14 protein-coding genes are annotated in these 18956 nt (G+C 35.0%); 10 read left to right on the forward strand and 4 right to left on the reverse strand.

Annotation, left to right across the window (positions count from 1 at the left end; translation table 11 throughout):
- Window positions 1-9: 9 nt before the first annotated feature.
- Entirely contained in the window at window positions 10-1314 is a 1305-nt protein-coding gene (locus UABHE_RS09775) for a SidA/IucD/PvdA family monooxygenase (RefSeq protein ID WP_372370074.1), read from the reverse strand.
- 552 nt (window positions 1315-1866) lie between these two features.
- Between UABHE_RS09775 and UABHE_RS09780 the strand changes: the two genes are divergently transcribed.
- Together UABHE_RS09780 and UABHE_RS09785 are read left to right on the forward strand one after the other, a co-directional pair.
- A complete protein-coding gene (locus UABHE_RS09780) occupies window positions 1867-4032 on the forward strand; it encodes a PQQ-binding-like beta-propeller repeat protein (RefSeq protein ID WP_372370075.1) in 2166 nt (721 codons plus the stop codon).
- 25 nt (window positions 4033-4057) lie between these two features.
- Entirely contained in the window at window positions 4058-4528 is a 471-nt protein-coding gene (locus tag UABHE_RS09785) for an NUDIX domain-containing protein (RefSeq protein WP_372370076.1), read from the forward strand.
- Here the strand turns inward: UABHE_RS09785 and murD are convergent.
- Both murD and UABHE_RS09795 read right to left on the reverse strand, forming a co-directional pair.
- The gene (murD, locus tag UABHE_RS09790) at window positions 4509-5816 is read right to left on the reverse strand and encodes a UDP-N-acetylmuramoyl-L-alanine--D-glutamate ligase (protein ID WP_372370077.1); all 1308 of its coding nucleotides are present in this window, start codon (window positions 5814-5816) and stop codon (window positions 4509-4511) included. The genes UABHE_RS09785 and murD overlap by 20 nt on opposite strands.
- A 79-nt stretch (window positions 5817-5895) precedes the next feature.
- A complete protein-coding gene (locus UABHE_RS09795; protein ID WP_372370078.1) occupies window positions 5896-6660 on the reverse strand; it encodes a metallophosphoesterase in 765 nt (254 codons plus the stop codon).
- 249 nt (window positions 6661-6909) lie between these two features.
- Between UABHE_RS09795 and UABHE_RS09800 the strand changes: the two genes are divergently transcribed.
- The 8 genes from UABHE_RS09800 to UABHE_RS09835 all read left to right on the forward strand — a co-directional run bounded on the left by UABHE_RS09800 (window position 6910) and on the right by UABHE_RS09835 (window position 16977).
- The gene (locus UABHE_RS09800) at window positions 6910-7995 is read left to right on the forward strand and encodes an STAS domain-containing protein (RefSeq protein ID WP_372370079.1); all 1086 of its coding nucleotides are present in this window, start codon (window positions 6910-6912) and stop codon (window positions 7993-7995) included.
- Between the two features lie 296 nt (window positions 7996-8291).
- Window positions 8292-8687 carry a MerR family transcriptional regulator gene (locus UABHE_RS09805; RefSeq protein ID WP_372370080.1) on the forward strand — a complete coding sequence of 132 codons (396 nt, stop codon included), beginning with the start codon at window positions 8292-8294 and terminating at the stop codon, window positions 8685-8687.
- Window positions 8680-11451, forward strand: coding sequence for a VIT domain-containing protein (locus tag UABHE_RS09810; protein WP_372370081.1), 2772 nt, complete (start codon window positions 8680-8682; stop codon window positions 11449-11451). Before UABHE_RS09805 ends, UABHE_RS09810 begins: the two co-directional genes overlap by 8 nt.
- Window positions 11452-11498: 47 nt before the next feature.
- Window positions 11499-13271 (forward strand): hypothetical protein, encoded by a 1773-nt coding sequence (locus UABHE_RS09815; RefSeq protein ID WP_372370082.1) that lies wholly within the window; start codon window positions 11499-11501, stop codon window positions 13269-13271.
- Window positions 13272-13279: 8 nt separating this feature from the next.
- A complete protein-coding gene (locus UABHE_RS09820) occupies window positions 13280-14053 on the forward strand; it encodes a lysophospholipid acyltransferase family protein (protein WP_372370083.1) in 774 nt (257 codons plus the stop codon).
- A 9-nt stretch (window positions 14054-14062) separates the two neighbouring features.
- Window positions 14063-15028 (forward strand): RNA ligase family protein, encoded by a 966-nt coding sequence (locus UABHE_RS09825; protein WP_372370084.1) that lies wholly within the window; start codon window positions 14063-14065, stop codon window positions 15026-15028.
- A 361-nt stretch (window positions 15029-15389) separates the two neighbouring features.
- Complete coding sequence (locus UABHE_RS09830; protein ID WP_372370085.1) at window positions 15390-16148, forward strand: ParA family protein; 759 nt, start codon at window positions 15390-15392, stop codon at window positions 16146-16148.
- Complete coding sequence (locus tag UABHE_RS09835) at window positions 16141-16977, forward strand: ParB/RepB/Spo0J family partition protein (RefSeq protein ID WP_372370086.1); 837 nt, start codon at window positions 16141-16143, stop codon at window positions 16975-16977. Before UABHE_RS09830 ends, UABHE_RS09835 begins: the two co-directional genes overlap by 8 nt.
- A gap of 197 nt (window positions 16978-17174) precedes the next feature.
- Here UABHE_RS09835 and UABHE_RS09840 read toward each other — a convergent pair whose 3' ends face one another.
- Window positions 17175-18890 carry a DEAD/DEAH box helicase gene (locus UABHE_RS09840; RefSeq protein ID WP_372370087.1) on the reverse strand — a complete coding sequence of 572 codons (1716 nt, stop codon included), beginning with the start codon at window positions 18888-18890 and terminating at the stop codon, window positions 17175-17177.
- Window positions 18891-18956: the final 66 nt, after the last annotated feature.

Raw genomic sequence — 18956 nt, forward strand, 5'->3', positions numbered from 1 at the left:
TTTGCCCGCCTATGAAAAATATTCTTCAGGTAAATCAGAAAAATTCCCTACTGGTATATATCTGGTGAGAATATGATCGGACAACCGACCTAAACTACTTAAATTAGGAAATCCTGGTCCTTGATTAATTGCCGCTAGCATAGGAAAATGAATATATGGTTGTACTTTATCGATAGCTAAGAATTCGTTGATTTTCGATTCGATACTTTTAGCTGTTAACTCATTTAACTGCGATTCTTTTTTAATATGACGAGTCGCACTTTCATCTAAAAAATGAGAAAATGTTTGCCACGGGTTAAAGCCCATAGCTAGTACCACCATATCATATAATCTTTTTTCGCAAGCTTCATTATAAGTAAACTCAACGACTAGCTGATCTAAACAATCAACTGTCACTGATTGAAAAAAGCCAGGTATAAGTTCAATATTTCTCATGACATTTAGTTCTTCTTTAGCGGCAAGAGAGAACACTCCTCTATCGGTACGATGAATAAAGTCTTTCTTATCCTTTTCGGTTAGCTTGTACCAATTCATTTGAATAGGGTCAGTATAAACATGATTCTCTAAATAGCTTTCTCCTCGTGAATAGCTCATTGAGTTGGGGCAGATAATTTCAATTGTAGTATCTCTACCCAGTTTGCCGAGCTCAATGGCAATCGTTGCCGCATTTTCTCCCGTACCAATTAAAGCGACGCGACGGCTGACACACCTCTTTATATCCATGTAGTTACGCCAAAAATTTGTCGCCGTAAAAATATGAGGGTGTTGCGGTAAGTTTTTTGGAAGATGTATGTCTCCAGGCCCTGTCGAAACAATGCCGTCGCAAGCAAACACTCTATTATCCCCAGCAATATGGATTTGCCACTTATCATTATCAAAAGAAATACGATCGACGGCAGAATTGACAAACTCAATACTATCAGAAATTTTTTGAAATACAAAATTTAGGTAATCAAACCACTCATTGTGTAGTGGCGACGGTTGCCCGCGATCAATCCAGTCAGAATAACGGTAAGTTTCTACCAAAAAATTTTGCCAAGAATACTCCAACATCTTCACATTTACCTTGGCATTGTGCTCGCCCCAATGAAAAGAATAATAAGGGAAGCCAATATCTTTCATGGGAGAAGTCCCCAAAAGCAGTTCACCGCTGGTTAATCCAGAGTTTTGTGACCAGTTAAAACCGATATGTTCTTTTTCAAAAAGAACAATATTGGGAACCTCAAATCCCATTTCGCGCAAAACCTTATTTTTCGCAGCAACAGCAAGTGATTTGGGACCACCACCTATTAGTGCTAATGTTTTTATGCCCATAATTTATCTCAACAGTTCACTTTGCAAAAAAAATCCTTAACATGTAAATACATGTATAGTATAGAATTATTTCAATAAGTATGAAAGAACGTTTGCATATTTTTCGCATTTAGCATCGGCACTACTTTTCCAGATCACTCAAAGTAATCTTCTATTTTTTTCCTTCCGATAAAGTATAGAAATATCGCAATATAAAAAACGGAGGTTGTAATAAAAATAAAGTTGTTATTTCTAATAATAGTGTTGTACAGTATTGTTGCTGATAGTTAATTAGAATGTATATTTTCTGTAGAGGTTAGAGCCTACCATTAACTAGAAAAAATTCTTATGTTCTGTCAAAGTTCAAAATCCTAAAAAATTACGACAAATACGTGTAAAGTTTAAAGTACAATGCGATTCTCCGCACCTTAATTGAAATAAATAGCGCATTGCCCACCGATAGAGGAGATTATTTTGGGCCAAATAATGTGTCCTAATTGTAAGACAAATTACAATATAGCAAACAAACAAACATCAAAAACAATCAAATGTCCTAAATGCGACGAAGTCCTTATGTTGATTTCCAAAATCGCCCCAGCCACAAACTTACAAAACGGTAATCAAAACGAAGACAAAAAGTTTGGACGCTATGAGATTCTATCTGTTCTTGGACAGGGAGGTATGGGGAAAGTTTACAGCGCCTTCGACCCAAAACTCAACCGCTCTATTGCTTTAAAAATTCTTCTACCAACACAGAACAAAAACATTAGTGAACGTTTTGTTATTGAGGCACAAGCAATGGCCCGTTTAACTCATCCCAACATTGTCTCTATTTATGATATTGGTAGTGAAAACGGTAGAGATTTTTTCACAATGGAGCACATTAAAGGTGTTTCTCTTAAGGAATTTTCCTATACTGGTAATACTGTTGTTTGCCAAATTATTTTAAAATTAGCAAAAGCAATATCTTACGCTCATAAGCAAGGAGTCATTCATCGCGATTTAAAACCTTCCAATATAATGATGTCGGAACAAGAACCGAAAGTAATGGATTTTGGTCTAGCAAAATTGCAAGAATATCAAAAAAATCTTACCACTACAGGAATGATGCTAGGCACGCTGCAGTACATGTCTCCTGAACAAGCAAATGGCCAAACAGATCAAATAGATGCACGTAGTGATATTTATAGCGTTGGGGTTATTTTTTATGAAATGCTTATGGGACGCCCTCTTGTTAGTGGAGAAACAAATTTTCATTTACTCTACCAAGCGCTCAATTCCAAACCTGAATTTTCAGATCAAATACCAAATACACTTGTTCAAATTTGTAAACGTGCTCTCCACAAAAATCTCAAAATGCGCTACCAAAAAATGGATGATTTTATTGTTGATTTAGAGAATTATAAAGATAAGAAGCCACGAATAATTGTAAAAAACAAAACCTCTTCTAAAATCAACAAGCGTAGAAAAGCCTCTGTAAAAAAATCAAACAATAACATACTCTTATATCTCATCGTGGGCTTTATTATTGTGGCTAGTTTTATTTTTGCAGTTAGTCGTAGTAACCCAACTGTTCCAGAAGAAAGAATAGCAGAAGAAAAAACCAAGAAAAAAGATAATAACAAGAAAATAATCCAGATTAAAAATACCAAAAGTAATGACACTTTGAGTTTAGCTAAGACAACGACAACAACTCTACCTGTTTTCCAAGGGGATACGGCTCATACTGGAATATATGATTCTGCGGCTTTGAAAGATTTAAAAAATATCAAATGGAGAACTCAGATCCAAAAATACGCGACTGCTTCTATTATTCATAGGGGTTTGATCTTTTTTGCGGCGCAAAAAAAATGCTATGCACTTGATTTAAAAACGGGAAAAAAAAAGTGGGTTTTCGACAAAGTTTGGAGCGATGTTTACGCTACTCCTGTAGCTTCCGAAGAAACCGTTTATTTTGCAAGTAGGGACGCTCACATTTACGCCCTCGATATAAAAACAGGGCACTTAAAGGGTAAATATAACTCGAAAGGAGGCATTGATAGTTCCCCTGTTATCGTTGGCAACATGATATATTTTGGTAGTACAGATAAAAACGTGCATGCGCTAAACAAAGATACACTTAAACCAGTTTGGAAATTCGCAACAAAAGGTTCTATTCATGCTGCGCCTGCTATTTATAAAGATTGTATTTACGTCAGTAGCCGTCCAAAAGAGGGTGGCACTTTTGGAAGAGCTGTTTGTTATGCTCTTGATCAAAATGGTAAAGAACGGTGGCGATTTACAACTCAAGACCAAATCATTTTTTCTGCACCTACTATCGCACACGATACTGTTTATGTTGCTGATTATTCGTATACAATGTTTGCCGTTGGTACAAAGACAGGGAAAACTAAATGGAGGATTAAGTTAAGTGGTAATGTTGATGCATCTATTGCTGTTGATACCACTGCTATTTATATTCCAGAAAGAAATGGTCTGCTCCTAAAAATCGACGCGAAAACCGGAAATATCCTGTGGAAATTTCGCATAAAAGGTCAAATAACAGCGTCTCCTATTATCGCTGAGGATATTCTTTACATAGGAAGCCACGATATGTCAATGTATGCTATTAATTGCGGGGCAGGTAAGACTATTTCCAAATTTACAACATCAGGTAAAATAAATAGTTCTGCAAATATTCATAACCAGATACTTTATTTTGCTAGTGATGATGGCTACTTTTACGCTTTAGCAAAGTAATCGAGAAAACACCACGGAGAAATAAATGACTTCTATACACAATGGAGCTGGAATTATCATTACCAACGAAAACTATTCGAAGTTTTTTGTTCAGCGCAAAGATAATACATATCCTTTAGAATCATGCCGTCTTTGTATTTCTTTATTTGGTGGAGCTTGCGATCCTGGTGAACAAAGTTCTGATACTATTGTTCGCGAAATAAATGAAGAACTAACTTTTAATGATATAAAAATTCGGCCGACATTTTGGCGTAATTTTCATTTGCCTGGAGGTCAATTTACAAATTCTTATGACATAGACATCTTTAGCTGTTTTCTTTCACAAGAAAAGTTTGACGCGTTATCCTTGCAAATTCAAAAGCCAAACGTTGTACACGAAGGAATTGGCGAAATAGTTAATCGCCAACAACTTTGCAAATGGTTTGATAGTCCGCACCTATTTTTTGCATCTCTTGACAATGTATTTAAAGCGTTTCTTAGTGATCATTCTTCTTGAGAGTGTCTTCGTTAGCTTTTACTTGATGAACAAAAAAATCGCCTTTCTCTTTGTAGTTAGTAAAAGCGTCATAGCTTGGAGCTGCTGGAGAAAATAAAATAATTCCGCTAGGCGTATTGACTTTGTTAGCTAGTAAAATTGCACTGCCCAATTCATCTATATACGTTGTATTTTTATAACCAAGTTTTTGTAAAAAATCATAGATTTTTTTGCCACTTTGGTAAGTCGTTATAATAAAATGTAAATTGAGATTTTGTAATTTTTTCGCAAATCCCTTCCAATCAAGCCCACGATCTTGCCCTCCCAGAATAAGAGTCACTCTGTAATTTGAGAATGTTTCTATAGCTGCAATTGTCGATTCGGGTGTTGTGGATATACTATCGCTAACATAGATTCCTTGTGGTGTTTCTATTTTTTGTAAGCGGTGTTCTAGAGGAGTAAACGTTTTTAGCGGTGTTTTAATTTTTTCTACAGGCAAGTTTAAAAATGAAAAAGCGGTGAATATAGCGCAAATATTTGTATAGTTATGAACTCCTTCTAACGATATTTCATCACAAGAGATAATTCTATTTTTGCCATGAAAAATTCCTTCAACTGTTGCGTGATAAGAATCTTTAGTATTGTAAATATTTGAATATGCTGTATTCTCACTCATACAGTCAGCATTAACGATGTTAGTACCATTCAAGCGAAATATACTAGTTTTATCGTGAAAATATTTTGCGACACTTTTGTGCCAGTCAAGATGTTCTGGATAAAGATTCAAAAGTATATTGATACTAGCACTATACTTTAAGTCAGCTGCTTGATAGCTAGAAAGCTCTATAACATAGAAATTACTGTCTAGTGGAGTTCCAAGAAGAGGTTGCCCAATATTGCCCGCCAGTGTAACTGCAAATCCTTGATTACGCAGTATGTGGGCAAACAAAGAAGCGGTAGTACTTTTACCTTTTGTTCCAGTAATAATAATAGTTGTAAAACGACTTCCATATAACTCAAACCAGAGATTTGTCACCGAAGTAAAATGAACTCGATTTTTATTTTGTTGTATTTCTTTTCGGTATAAACTAACACCAGGTGATTTTATTACTACATCGAAATCTTTAATTTTTTGCTGTATTTCTTTACCAACAACAACATCTTTTACATTTTCTAAAAATGAATGGGTTTCTGGGTCCTCATCGTTTAACAATGTAAAATTAATATTGCGCTTTTGTAAAAATCTTGCCGCAGCAATACCTTCCTTACCCCAACCCCAAATAGCAATATTTTTATTTTGTTCAATCATTGATTTATGTTCTTAACAATTATTATTTAGATAAATATAGTTTACCATCTGTCACAGCAGAATTTGCTCTGACTCATAATTAATTTTTATCCTTATGAAAAACGTCATAGGTAATATCAAGTAATTTCTTCGCAGCAATATGTGCTTCTCTTGGGTAGCCAAACGCATTATTTATGTAAAGAGTATTATTGCGCCATTTATAGGTGTTTACATGCGAGTGACCGTAGATATGAATACGCGATGGCCAACTGCGAATAATGGTTTCTAGTTTTTTTGTTCCTAAAACAGGCGCTAAAAATCCAGTGAGTTTACTTAAAGCTGGTAAAAGGTCTATTCGCGGTAAAAAATGCGAAAAAGAAATCACTGTTTTTTGAGTTTGAGGTATAACATTCTGTTGTAAAAAATAATCATTTACTTGTGCATCACTCATTCCATTCCAGTCGCATCGGAAAAAATCTCCCCACTGACTTGTTAATTTTGGTGTCATTTTTCCTAAAGTATAATCATACCAACACAAAATAGGGGCAATCACAAATTTTTCATACTCGCTATAATCTTTTTTAATGCCATAATTATCTGCTAAATTACTCAAAAAATGAAAACGCTCTTTAGAAGTTTCGTGCCCTCGTTTTATCCATAAATCGTGATTGCCAGGTACGTAAAAAACGGAAGAAAAACAACTAGAAAGTATTTTGAAAGCTTCCTCAATTAAAGAAACCTTGTGAGAAATATCTCCAGCGAATATTAGTATGTCATTTTTGTAATCACTTTTTGACAATGCTTTTAACCACTCTCTGTTCTCTTCATAATCAATGTGTATATCTGAAACAGTAAATATCCGCATTTAATTCTCCTATTCTCTCTCTAACATAAGATGCGACGGACACGCCCTATTTTAAATGAGTTTATGGTTGTGATCTGCGTTCGAAATTAAAATTTCAAGTTAATCATATACTGTTATTTATAACACACATAATCAAAAATTTTTTTTTATTATGGCAAATGTCACATCTAGTGTTATAATTACTGTCGTAATAGGTGTCACAAAAAAATGCAATCTACATTTTATACTGGGAAAAAAAAGGAGCTTCTTATGTCGACTACACTCAACTTTAAATCAGAAAAAAAACAATTATCAGATGGTAGTTTCTTATTTTGTTCTAAAATTATAGGGGCAATTGACGGAAGAACTGTTCCTAGCTTCGAAAACAAAATACTTGATTTTTTTAAACAAGGTGCAAAACATCTTGTATTAAATTTTGCTAGTGTTACTTATATCAATAGTACTGGCATGGGGCTTTTAGTAAAGCTATCAGACACTTTTCAAACTACAGGGGGTAATATTCGTCTTGTCAGTGTTCCTGAAAAAGTTATTGCCCTTTTTGATATGCTTGGTTTACTTTCTCTATTTAAGATCTATGACAGTGAACATGACGCGATAACAGAGTTAACCCACAAAGTAATTACTAAGGTGACAACTCCAGAAAAGAACAAACGTCAAAATCGCGAAGAAATTCGTCGAAAAACGCCTCCTCCGGAAATGCCCATTATCAAAAAAATACCAGACCTAAACCCGAACCAGATTGACAACCAAATGGGAGTTTCGTCAATGGTAATTGGCGACGAACCAAATACACTACCTATATCATTTCCCTATATTAGTAAATGCGCCGTATGCCGTCGTGATATTGAATTTTCAAATCCTGGAAATTTTAAATGCCATAGTTGTTCTAGCTATATTTCTATAGATCAAAATGGTCAGCAAAAAATTCACGCGCAAGTAAATTCAGATGTCGTTGAAATTACTTTTCCTTCCAACGTCTATCACAAAAATGTTGCAATGTTTGCGGTCAATGGTCTTGTCCAGCAGTTAGGGTATACCAATTATTTTTGGGAAGAAATTAAAGATGTGCTAGACAGTGCGTTAACAATTGCTTTAGAAAAAAATTATTTGCAAGCAAAAGAAAAATTACATCTTTTAGCTGTAGCAGATCAAAAAGAAATGGTAATTGGTTTGAAATCTATGAATCTTTTTTTAGATCCTAATGCTCCCAAAGATCCTAGATTACCAGCTATTGCTCGCAAGGTAGATAAGTTAGAAGTGTTTCCTCTACCAACACGCGGCCAGTTATTAAAAATAACAAAAAAGAATATTATGTCCATGCAGCCAGCAATCTAGAGCTACCAAGAACCTTTATCTCTTAAGAAGTGATGTTCTAGAAATGATTTGCTATATTTCCCTGAAACTTCCTAAGTTGTAAAAAAGTTTTGAGTACATTTGAGTTCGGTATAGAATTTAAGATGCTAAATTTATACAGAATTTTATTGCAACAGTTGCGAATTTGTTGTTAGATAAGTGTTAGGTGACCTAGCAAAAATATTCTATTTTTATTAAGTGACTTATGAATAATAAGAAAGGCTCTCATCAAAATTGAGGGCCTTTCTTATTCTCCTTCTAAGGAAAAAGGAGATGCAATGTACAATATACAAACGTTAGCAGATTTAAGTGGATTTACTAGGCGGACAATACGCTATTATATCCAAAAACAATTACTTCCACCTCCAAAAGGAGATTCAAGTCGCGGATCTTTTTATACAGATGAGCATCTCAAAGTTTTAAAAGACATTCATAAATGGTCAGAGCAAGGTATTCCTCTTTTACAAATTAAAAATATTCTCAGTGGAAAAGCTCTTGTTACCGATACGGATTGTAAAACACTTGTACAAACCACACGATGGGAACGTTTTCAAGTGGCAGAGTTTGTTGAAGTACATTTTCGTGAAAAAGCCTTAGATGCCTCGGATTTAAAAAAAATAGAAACTTTTATCCTCGACTTGGTACAAAACAAAAAAGGGGATGGTGATGCCTGAGTTACTTTTACAGCCACAATGCGAAACACTCGAAAATGGAACAGTTGTTGTTATCATAAAAGTAGTTGGTACAATTACTAAAGTAAATTCAGAGCAGTTAGAGAAAATACTTTTAAAGTACATAAATGAAGGGCAGCATTATATTGTCCTTGATTTGATAAAACTGGAAGAAATAGATGATATTGGAGTTGCTATCATTGTAAGATGGCTATCTTCTTGCCGCGAACGAGGCGGAGATATAAAAATTATAAATTCTCCTACAAAAATTATAAATTTTTTTGATGAGAGTGGATTAGGTTCTTTATTAAAATCTTTGGAAAGTAAAGAACAAGCACTGCAAAAAATTTCTTTAGCACAACCTTCTCCAAGAAAACCATCCTGTTACGAATTGCTGACAAACCATCCTCTAAAAAAAAATGTGCATTTGTCTAGTGTTGAAATTAACATAGAAATTACAGATATTATTTCGCACACTTCTCTAAAACAATACTACACAAACGATGAAAAGTTTTCCATTGAAGCAGTATACCACTTTCCTTGTACTTCTACTGTTTATGAATTTATAATAGAAACGCATAGTAAGATTCTAAAAGGAAAAATAGCAGAAAAAGCAAAAGCTTTCTCTTTATATGATAACTCTATTTCTCAAGAAAAATCGGCGTATCTTTTGGAAGAAGAGGAAGAAAATACTGCAACAATATTTGTCGGCAATATTTTACCACAAGAACAAGTGATTGTGACCATACGATCTATTTCAGAATTGTCTTGGATAGATGACAAAATAGAATTACAAGTGCCAACAAGTCTATCTCCTTCTTATTCTAGCCAAAAAAAAACACTAAAATCTTTGCAAAAATTTGTAGACAGTCCTTATTCTAAAGAAGCAACATATAAAATGTCCGTAGAAGCAAAGGTTGCAAAAAATACAATTGCTGCTATTTCTTGTCCTTCTCACAAAGTAGAGATTCTTCAAGATGAAGAATATCTCACTGCTAAATTACAACAACAAAATGCTTTAGACCGCGATTTTCTTTTACGCTTGACACCTTCAAAATTACACGAGCCCGTATGTTTAGTTGCACGCCATCCTAATGGTGTTCGCGCTTTAGTTGCGCGTATGTATCCACAGTGGAATATTTGGGAAAAATCTTGTGCAAAAGAAATTATTTTTGTTGTAGACTGTTCTGATTCGATGCAAGGCAGTTCCATAGCTAAAGCAAAAGAAGTTTTATGCCGTTGTATAAAATCTCTTAATCACGAAGACCTATTTAACATAATTTCTTTTGGTTCAATATTCTCCCCTTATAAACCCCAAAGTATAGAATTTTCTGAAACAAATATGCGACAAGCTCTAGATCACGTTAATACAATAAATGCAAATCTTGGTAATAAAGAAATGCTGAAAGTGTTTGAATATATCTGCGCCAAAACAAGCTCGTTGCCCCGCGATGTAATTTTAATTACCGACGGACATAGTGATGACATTGACTATGTAACCCAAGCAGTGTCAGACTCTAACATTCGCATTTTTATTTTTGGCGTTGGTTACGGGGCAAACCATGATTTTGTAAAACGTTTAGCGCAAAAAACCCGTGGTATGGGTGAAATCGTAGCACCACAAGAAGTACCGAGTGACAAAGTTCTACGTCAACTAGCGCGTATTTCGGGCCCTGCAATAGATAATATTCATTTCAAAGTAGAAGGAATTGAAATAGATTATCGTGAAATAGATCCTATTTTTGATGGTGACAGTATCACTATATACGCAAGGATATATAAAGGACGTGTAGGAAATAACGCTATTTTATCTGCGAAAGTAGAAGGCCAGAATATTGAATGGGAAGCAAATGTTGTAAATCTAAAACAAAATAAAATGATTCCTACCTTGTGGGCTGCTGATCATTGTGCATTTTTAAACAAAGAAAAAAATCAACAAGAAATTTGCGACATAGGACAACAGTTTCATATTTTAACAAGCCAAACGAGCTTTATTGCGATAGAAAAACGCAAGCGTAAAACTAAGCAAGGAATGCAACCTCCAAAAATTAGAGAAATTGCCGTGCAGCTTACACACGGATTTCGCGGAATTTCAACTACAATACAGATTCCTGACCCACATGAAAGTCATTTAAAAGATTTTTTTTCGACAGAAGATGAAAGTATTTTTCCTACAAAAACATCATTTGATCTTACTGGTGGGATTAATCTTGCTGGAAGTCTAGACTCAAATGTTGCACCTCGCTTACAAAGAGTTTCGTTTCCATATATTGATAGATGTACTGTTTGTCAACGTAACCTTGAATTTGCAAGTGTTGGCAATTACAAATGTGTATCTTGTAGTAGCTATATGAATATTGATACTTTTGGGCGAAAATCAATATATGCACGTGTTGATTCTCATGCGTTGGATTTAAGGTTTCCAAGTCATATTGTATACAAAAATGCTATCATTGCGTCTATAACAGCTTTAGCACAACATTTTGAATATTCGACTGCTTTTTGTCAAGAAATGACCGAGGTAATTGACCATGTTGTAGTATTTATCAATCAGCAAGCTCTTAACCAAAATGAAACATTTCACTTAATGGCTGTTGCTGATAATAGAGAAATGATTCTTGGTTTTAGGTGTGTCAATCTTTTCATCTCAGGAACCTCTTCTGTAGATCCACGTTTAAAAGCAATTGCTCGTATTGTCGATCGCTTAGAAGTATTTCCGATTATTAACAGAGAACAATTGTTAAAAATAACCAAAAACAAAAAATAGAAACATCCCCGACGCGTCAACACACCCTTCAATTTATGGAAAAAAACATGAAATACATAATAATAGGCTTTTTTTTGAAATGTACTCTACTATATGCATCTTACTTTGCAATTGAAATCATTGACGAAGAAACAAAACGCGGCATTCCACTTGTAGAATTGCGTACTGTAAATGATATTGTTTACTATAGCGACAGTAGCGGCATGATCGCTTTTTATGAACCAGGGCTTATGAATACCAACGTTTTTTTTCACATAAAAAGTCATGGTTACAAATATACCAAAGATGGCTTTGGTTATTATGGAACTTCGCTGTACACTAAAAGTGGTGGTAAACATCGTTTGATGATGAAAAGAATCAATGTTGCCAAACGCCTTTACCGAATTACTGGCCAAGGAATTTATCGCGACAGTATAATTTTACAAAAAACTTCGCCTTTAAAAAAGCCTGTTATAAATAGTAATGTCTTAGGACAAGACACTACTATGATGACGCGTTATAATAACAAACTTTATTGGTTTTGGGGAGATACAAATAAAGCCTCTTACCCTCTGGGGAATTTTAAAGTTTCGGGAGCAATCTCTGAAATAGAAAACCCTGATAACGGAATTAATTTTCAATATTTTACCCAACAAGATTTCTGTAAACAATTGTGTTCTTTCGTAAAAAAGGGTATTGTTTGGATTGAAGGTATTATTGTTGTTCGTAATGATAAGGGGAAAGAGTGTTTAATTGCACAGTACGAACAACGACAAAGTTTAGATAAGGTATTACAACGAGGACTTGTTATTTTTAATGATGAAAAATCTTGTTTTGAACCTCTGACAGTGTTTAAACCAGATGATTTATATCCGCGCGGTCATCCCCTTCGTGCTAAAGTAAATGGGGAAGAATACTTATTTTTCGGACACCCTCATCCACAACCTTTTCCAAATGTCCGCGTAAAAGCTTCTTGGAAAGATGTACAAAATCCCAAGTCTTACGAAGTTCTCACCAAAAAAAGCTCTACTTTTGCATGGAAAAGACAAGCAAAATATATCACTGTAGATGATGAGGATTGGGTATATACGCGCGATATTAATAGCAAGAAGAATCTTCGTATTCATGCCGGATCTATTTTTTGGAATGCTTATCGAAAGCGCTGGATTCTCATTGGACAAGAGCTTGACGGAGATGCTTCTTTTTTGGGAGAAATTTGGTACGCAGAAGCCGATACACCTATCGGTCCATGGGTTTACGCCCAAAAAATAGTAACTCATGACAACTATACTTTTTATAATCCGACACAACATCCAGTATTTGATAAAGAAAATGGTAAAACTATATATTTTGAAGGAACTTATACCAATACTTTTACCAGGAAACCAGTTACGGCAACACCTAGATACAACTACAACCAAATTATGTACAGCTTAACTTTAGATGATGAAGATTTACGTTTGCCATGTCCAGTTTATACCAAAAACAATCAACTTTTCTTCAAAAACGATATGAAAAAGCAATATGATGACGTAGCTTTTTTTGCTCTACCTCCTGATAGGAAAAAAGACTCTTCTATCGCGGTCTATGCATACAAAAGTGGACAAGGCATGCGTTTAACTACGGATGAAAAATTAGGAAAATGTTTGTTTTATACTTTAGCTGAAGCTTCTGTGCACAGCGCTATTCTCTACGAATATCAAAATATAAACACTAAAGAATATAAATACTCTTACGAGGAACTATCCAACCAAGAATGGCGAAGGGTCAAATCAATATGTCATATATGGATAAATCCTACTGCAAAATTTGCTTATGACTTTACCATAACACATGAATAGGGAGTACTATGTTTCAACTTTTAGAAAAAACAATACGTATTTTACTTGCATTTACAACCTTTGCCGCTTCTTCTTTATTTTTTTTAGGTGTTTGCCTCTTACTGCTTCCCTTTCGTACACTACGTATTAAAATATGTTTATTTTATGGTACGGTTATGGGAAGAACTGTTCTCTACCTTTTAAAAATAAAACCAGTTGTGAAAAATAAACAACGTTTACAAGAGTCGTTTCCAGCTCTTTACGTAGCAAATCATACTTCAACACTTGATATTTTTATTGGTGGTTGGCTAGCTCCTATAGGTGTTGTTGGAATTAGCAAAAAAGAAATTGTCTATGTTCCTTTTTTTGGATGGTTGTATTATTTATCAGGGCATTTACTTATTGATCGTAGTAATCGTCAAGCTGCTATTACTTCAATGGAAAAGGTAGTTAAAAGAGCAAAACGCGATAATCTCGGAATATGGATCTGGCCAGAAGGGACAAGAAGCAAAGATGGACGTTTGCAAGAACTGAAAAAAGGCTTTGCACATCTTGCTCTAAACTCTCGTCTACCAATTGTACCAATTATTATTCACAATGCTCACAAAAGATGGGGAAAGCAAACTGGATTTAATTTTGTGAAACAACCGCTTGAGGTAGAAGTACTACCAACTGTTGATACTAGTAATTGGCAAGCTGATACTCTTGATGAGCATATCGCAAGCGTTCGCAAAATTTTTATAGATAATCTTCGTGAAGAACAGAAACCTTTGCTAGAAACAGCTAGCGAATCTGAAAGATAAGGAATCCTCATGCAATTTATACCTCAAAAATTTCCTAAAATCCCAGCTTATAAACAACAGGCCGACTGGCTTCATTGTGTAAATAACGTTGTTTGTTTAGAAAAAATAGACGGTACTAATACGCGTATAGGTATTAGTAAAGACGCTAAAACCGCAGGTGATATAGTTATTGGTGGGCGTACTGTACTAGAAGATGAGCCAAAATTCTCACAAGGTTTTATTTGCGATATGATTCGCAACGATAGTGATTTATGCGAGCGTTTAATCACTTTTGCTAAAGATATAGATTGTAATGTTGTGCTCTACGGTGAAACGTGTGGAGCCTCTATTCAAAAATGCGGGATTATCTACGGTAAAAAAATACACTTTGTGTTATTTGCTGTCATGGTCGGAAATATATGGTGTAGCTATAGCCGCAAGGTAAGTGAGAATCGTGTACCAACAGTTGTACAAGCATCAAAGAGTCTGGGGTTACCTATTGCGCCATGTTTGTACCAAGGCCAAGCAAATAGTGAAGAATTTACAGCATTACTAGATAGATCTTCCCAACATAGCGAAAATCAGAAGTTTTCAATCAAAAATATTGATAACACTCATGAAGGCATTGTTATTTGGAGTGATCCACTTCTTTTGAATAGTTATGGTGAACCAATTGTAGCGAAGTACAAACACCCAAACCGCCGTGAATACGTACATAGTAAAGGACAGCAAAGTCCCAATGATTTTGCACAACGCACAGTACTGCCAGAACGAATTCGTCATGCAATTGAGCATATAAAAGAGCAAGGACAATGGCAAGAGGACTTTCATAATAATAAAGAACTTGTGAGACGTCGAGTTATTCAAGATATAGCACGCGAAGTAGAAGAATACCAACAGCAAATAAGTTTACATAGTAAAAAAAATGTACGTAAAGCAATAAGTTCAGAGGTAGAGAAAAGATTTTCCCAAATGAAATTGGAAGAATTTTCCTAAAAAAACATGGTGAATATCACCAAATTTATGTATACTTCGAGGAAAATAATATCTCAGGGCGTGTTTGTCGGTGAGTGGTTTGATTAGGGCGTGTCGATATTTGTCTACACGCCCTAGCTACTTCTACAAATACGCCCTGAAAGCTTTATAGGTGACTTGATAAAAGTAGTTACCCATTGAATACAAGTCTTTATTTTTATAGCACGGCGCGACGAGGGCGCACAGCTGTAGCTGTGTAACTGAGGAGCAACAAAGCTAGAAAATTAAAGAACAAAATGCCAATGGGTAAATACTTTTGGCAGGTCACTTAGTTCTATTCAAATTTGTAATACTCCACAGTTTTATTCAACGGAGAAGATACGTGATAAAAATTGCTTTGGCAAATCAAAAAGGAGGTTGTGCTAAATCGACAACCTCTGTCAATCTTGCAGCATGTTTAGCAGCAAAAAACAAAAAAGTTCTACTTATTGATGCAGATCCGCAAGCACACGCAACAATACATCTAGGAGTAAACCCGTATGAAAGAGAGTATACATTGTATGATATGCTCCTACATGCCAAAAAAGCAAAAGATGTTATTGTAAAAACCAACACAAAAAATTTGGATGTTATTCCTTCTCACATCGATCTTTCTGCAGCAGAAATAGAACTAGTTACGCATATCGGTAGAGAAAATGTTATGCGCGACCAGTTAAAAAATTTGGGAAAAAAATACGACTATCTTTTAATTGATTGTCCTCCTTCTCTTGGTCTTTTAACCATCAACGCTCTTAATACCGTTGACAAAATAATCATTCCAATTCAAGCGGAGTTTTTTGCTTTAGAGGGTTCAGGAAAACTATTACAAACAGTCAATGTTATTAAAGATCGACTGAATCCTAAACTAGAGGTATATAAAGTTTTGATTACTCGCTATGATTCGCGAAAAAATATATGTAAAGATGTTGCCCAAAAGATAGCGCAGCATTTTAAGAAAAAAGTGTTCAAAACGAAAATTCGAGAAAATGTCAAGCTAGCAGAAGCTCCAAGTTACGGAAAACCCATAACAGTGTATGCCCCAAATTCTCATGGAAAAAAAGACTACACTGATCTCGCTAAGGAGGTAATTAAGGATGGCTAAAAAATCAGGTCTTGGTAGTAATCCTCTAAGTTGGATTCAGCCAACCAAAGAAAAAGAAGAATCTCAAACTATTGATGGTAAAGAGATTAAAGTAGTCGCAATATCAAAAATCAAACCGGACCCCAATCAACCGCGCCAAAAAATAGATCTGGGAAGTACTGATATTAAAGAATTAGCTCAAAGCATCAAAAATCACGGTTTTATTAATTTTATCACTGTACGCCAAGAGAAAGATACATACATTATTGTTGCGGGAGAAAGAAGATATACTGCTGCTAAGGTTGCAAGTTTGAAAAAAATCCCAGTGATGATTATTGATGAAAGCAAAGCGCCTTTAGATTACGCTCTTATTCAGTTAGAAGAAAATTTGCAACGTGAAAATCTCAATACTTTTGATGAAGCAGATTTTTATCAACGTTTACAAGCTGAGTTTGGATTGCAACAAAAACAAATTGTTGAAAGAGTTGGTAAAAGCAAAGCATATATTTCTAAAATGATGAAGCTTAAGAAAATTGAACCTCAAGTAAAAAAAGAAGCGAAACAAAAAGCTGTTCCAAGAGAAGTTCTTTTTGAACTGGCGGCTTTAGATGCTGAAAAGCAAACGCATATATGGGAAAAAATAAAGAAAAGTCCAACTATTGCAGCAATAGAAAAAACAAAAGAAAACATAAATAAATCAAAGGTATCCAATAAAAAGAAAAAAAGCAACCATGACCCTAGTTTGGTTTTTAGTGCATTAAAAAAAGCTATCAAAAAAGATCCTGATGCTATTTTTCGATTTATACCTTCAAAAAAAATAGAGAAACTTTTGGAAGATTATAGTAGTTAAAAGGTAGGTACGTCTAAGTAGGTTCTTCCAAACGCTGTCTGGTGAAAATAACCAGACTGGACGTGCCTTATAATTGTACATTTGAAAAACTAGTTCATTCTGAAATATAGGGACATGCCCTATATTTATCACCTGATAGGTGTATTTACTAGATTGATCAAGATGCTACTGTTATAAATCACATCTCAGACAGTAACTCATTTCTTTTTGCGCTTTTTGCGTTTGCGACCTTGTTTTTTGTCGTTGTCCCAGCTTTTAGATGGAGCAGCATTTTTTACTGTGTCAGCTCTTTCAATTTGAACTTCTTTTTCGTCCAAGTACACAGGAGTCGCAGTAAGTCCTTGAACTTCATGCGGTGGAACTTCAAAAAATGAAAAGTTTTTCGCAATATCAATCGCACCTATTGGTATACGCTTTTTTCCAGAAATATCATTTACTAAACCAATGATATCTTGAGGGCGCACGTTGTGCTTTTGACCGACATTAATGAATAAACGCTGGAAACCAGCACTTTTTCTATTTTTGCCTTTGCCTCTTTCACCATCACGATCGCGATCTTTTCTTGTACGTTCTTTAGTTGAAGTACGTTGTGCTACATTTAAGTCGCGTTCATTTTTATAGTAATTGAGTAGCATATTAAATTCTAAAGCAACAAAGTTTTTGATAACTTCTTCGAGGGTTAAAGAATCTAATTTTTTGTAAACCTTTTCCATAAAAGGTGCAATTTGTTCTTCATTCACTTCGACGTTTTTTACACGCTCAATCAAATGAAAAAATTGTTTTTCACATATTTCGTGACCATTTGGAACAAGTCTACGTTCAAATTTTTTGTGAATACTGCGTTCAATACGCTTTATTCGTTCTACTTCTCTACGACTTACAATCGCAATAGAAACTCCTGATTTACCAGCACGTCCTGTGCGCCCACTACGGTGGGTATAAGTTTCTAAATCGTCGGGTAAATTATAACTAATAATATGCGACAAATTCTCAACATCTAATCCTCGTGCAACAACATCTGTAGCAACAAGCATTTGTAAGTTTTTTTTGCGAAATTTACCCATAACGAATTCACGCTGTTCTTGAGATAAATCTCCGTGCAAAGCGTCAGCGTTATAACCGTCTTTAATAAGTTTCTCTGCTATAGATTTGGTTTCAGCTCGGGTGCGGCAAAAAATAATTCCATAAATATCAGGATGCACATCAGCAATTCTTTTTAAAGCCTGATAGCGATCTTGACCGCGAACAACATAGTACGCATGATCAATATTTTCAGCGCCTACATTTTTTCTACCAATGGTGATTTGGTAAGGATCTTGTATGTATGTTTCGGCAATTTGAATCACTTGCCTTGGCATAGTTGCAGAGAAAAGAAATATATTTTTTGTTGGTGGTGTATGTTGTAGTATGCCATCGAGTTCGTCTTTGAAACCCATATTTAGCATTTCATCGGCTTCGTCAAGTACCACCATTTTTATTTTTGTCAGATCTACTTTTTGGCGCCGAATAATATCATTCATTCGTCCAGGTGTTGCAACTACAATTTGCACACCTTTCTTAATTTTATTGATTTGCGAATCAATTTTAGCGCCCCCATAAACAGTTACAATAGCCACATGATTCATATATTTACAAAAAAGTTCCAAGTCTTTGGCTATTTGTAAACACAATTCGCGAGTAGGGGATAATATTAATGCTTGCGGTACTTTTTCTTTCGTTATTTTTTGGATGATGGGTAATCCAAAAGCAGCTGTTTTTCCCGTACCTGTTTGAGCTAAACCAACTAAATCTCGGTTGTTTTCCAATAAAAATGGTATAGCTTGTTCTTGAATTTGCGTTGGAGTGTCAAATCCTATTTTTTCTATGGCTTGTAATAATTCAGAGGAGAGTCCAAATTCACTAAACGTTGTCACTATCTAACCTCTTTTGTATCTAATAATTTGTTATATCCAATTTGTACATGACGCATTATGACAAAG

It is taken from the genome of Candidatus Uabimicrobium helgolandensis, from assembly GCF_041508025.1.
Taxonomy (GTDB): Bacteria; Planctomycetota; Uabimicrobiia; order Uabimicrobiales; family Uabimicrobiaceae; genus Uabimicrobium; species Uabimicrobium helgolandensis.

Excerpts from the sequence above, each read along its gene's own strand:
- UABHE_RS09775 (WP_372370074.1), bottom strand. The coding sequence starts at position 1,314 with ATGGGCATAAAAACATTAGCACTAATAGGTGGTGGTCCCAAATCACTT.
- UABHE_RS09780 (WP_372370075.1), top strand. The coding sequence starts at position 1,867 with ATGTTGATTTCCAAAATCGCCCCAGCCACAAACTTACAAAACGGTAAT.
- UABHE_RS09785 (WP_372370076.1), top strand. The coding sequence starts at position 4,058 with ATGACTTCTATACACAATGGAGCTGGAATTATCATTACCAACGAAAAC.
- murD (WP_372370077.1), bottom strand. The coding sequence starts at position 5,816 with ATGATTGAACAAAATAAAAATATTGCTATTTGGGGTTGGGGTAAGGAA.
- UABHE_RS09795 (WP_372370078.1), bottom strand. The coding sequence starts at position 6,660 with ATGCGGATATTTACTGTTTCAGATATACACATTGATTATGAAGAGAAC.
- UABHE_RS09800 (WP_372370079.1), top strand. The coding sequence starts at position 6,910 with ATGTCGACTACACTCAACTTTAAATCAGAAAAAAAACAATTATCAGAT.
- UABHE_RS09805 (WP_372370080.1), top strand. The coding sequence starts at position 8,292 with ATGTACAATATACAAACGTTAGCAGATTTAAGTGGATTTACTAGGCGG.
- UABHE_RS09810 (WP_372370081.1), top strand. The coding sequence starts at position 8,680 with ATGCCTGAGTTACTTTTACAGCCACAATGCGAAACACTCGAAAATGGA.
- UABHE_RS09815 (WP_372370082.1), top strand. The coding sequence starts at position 11,499 with ATGAAATACATAATAATAGGCTTTTTTTTGAAATGTACTCTACTATAT.
- UABHE_RS09820 (WP_372370083.1), top strand. The coding sequence starts at position 13,280 with ATGTTTCAACTTTTAGAAAAAACAATACGTATTTTACTTGCATTTACA.
- UABHE_RS09825 (WP_372370084.1), top strand. The coding sequence starts at position 14,063 with ATGCAATTTATACCTCAAAAATTTCCTAAAATCCCAGCTTATAAACAA.
- UABHE_RS09835 (WP_372370086.1), top strand. The coding sequence starts at position 16,141 with ATGGCTAAAAAATCAGGTCTTGGTAGTAATCCTCTAAGTTGGATTCAG.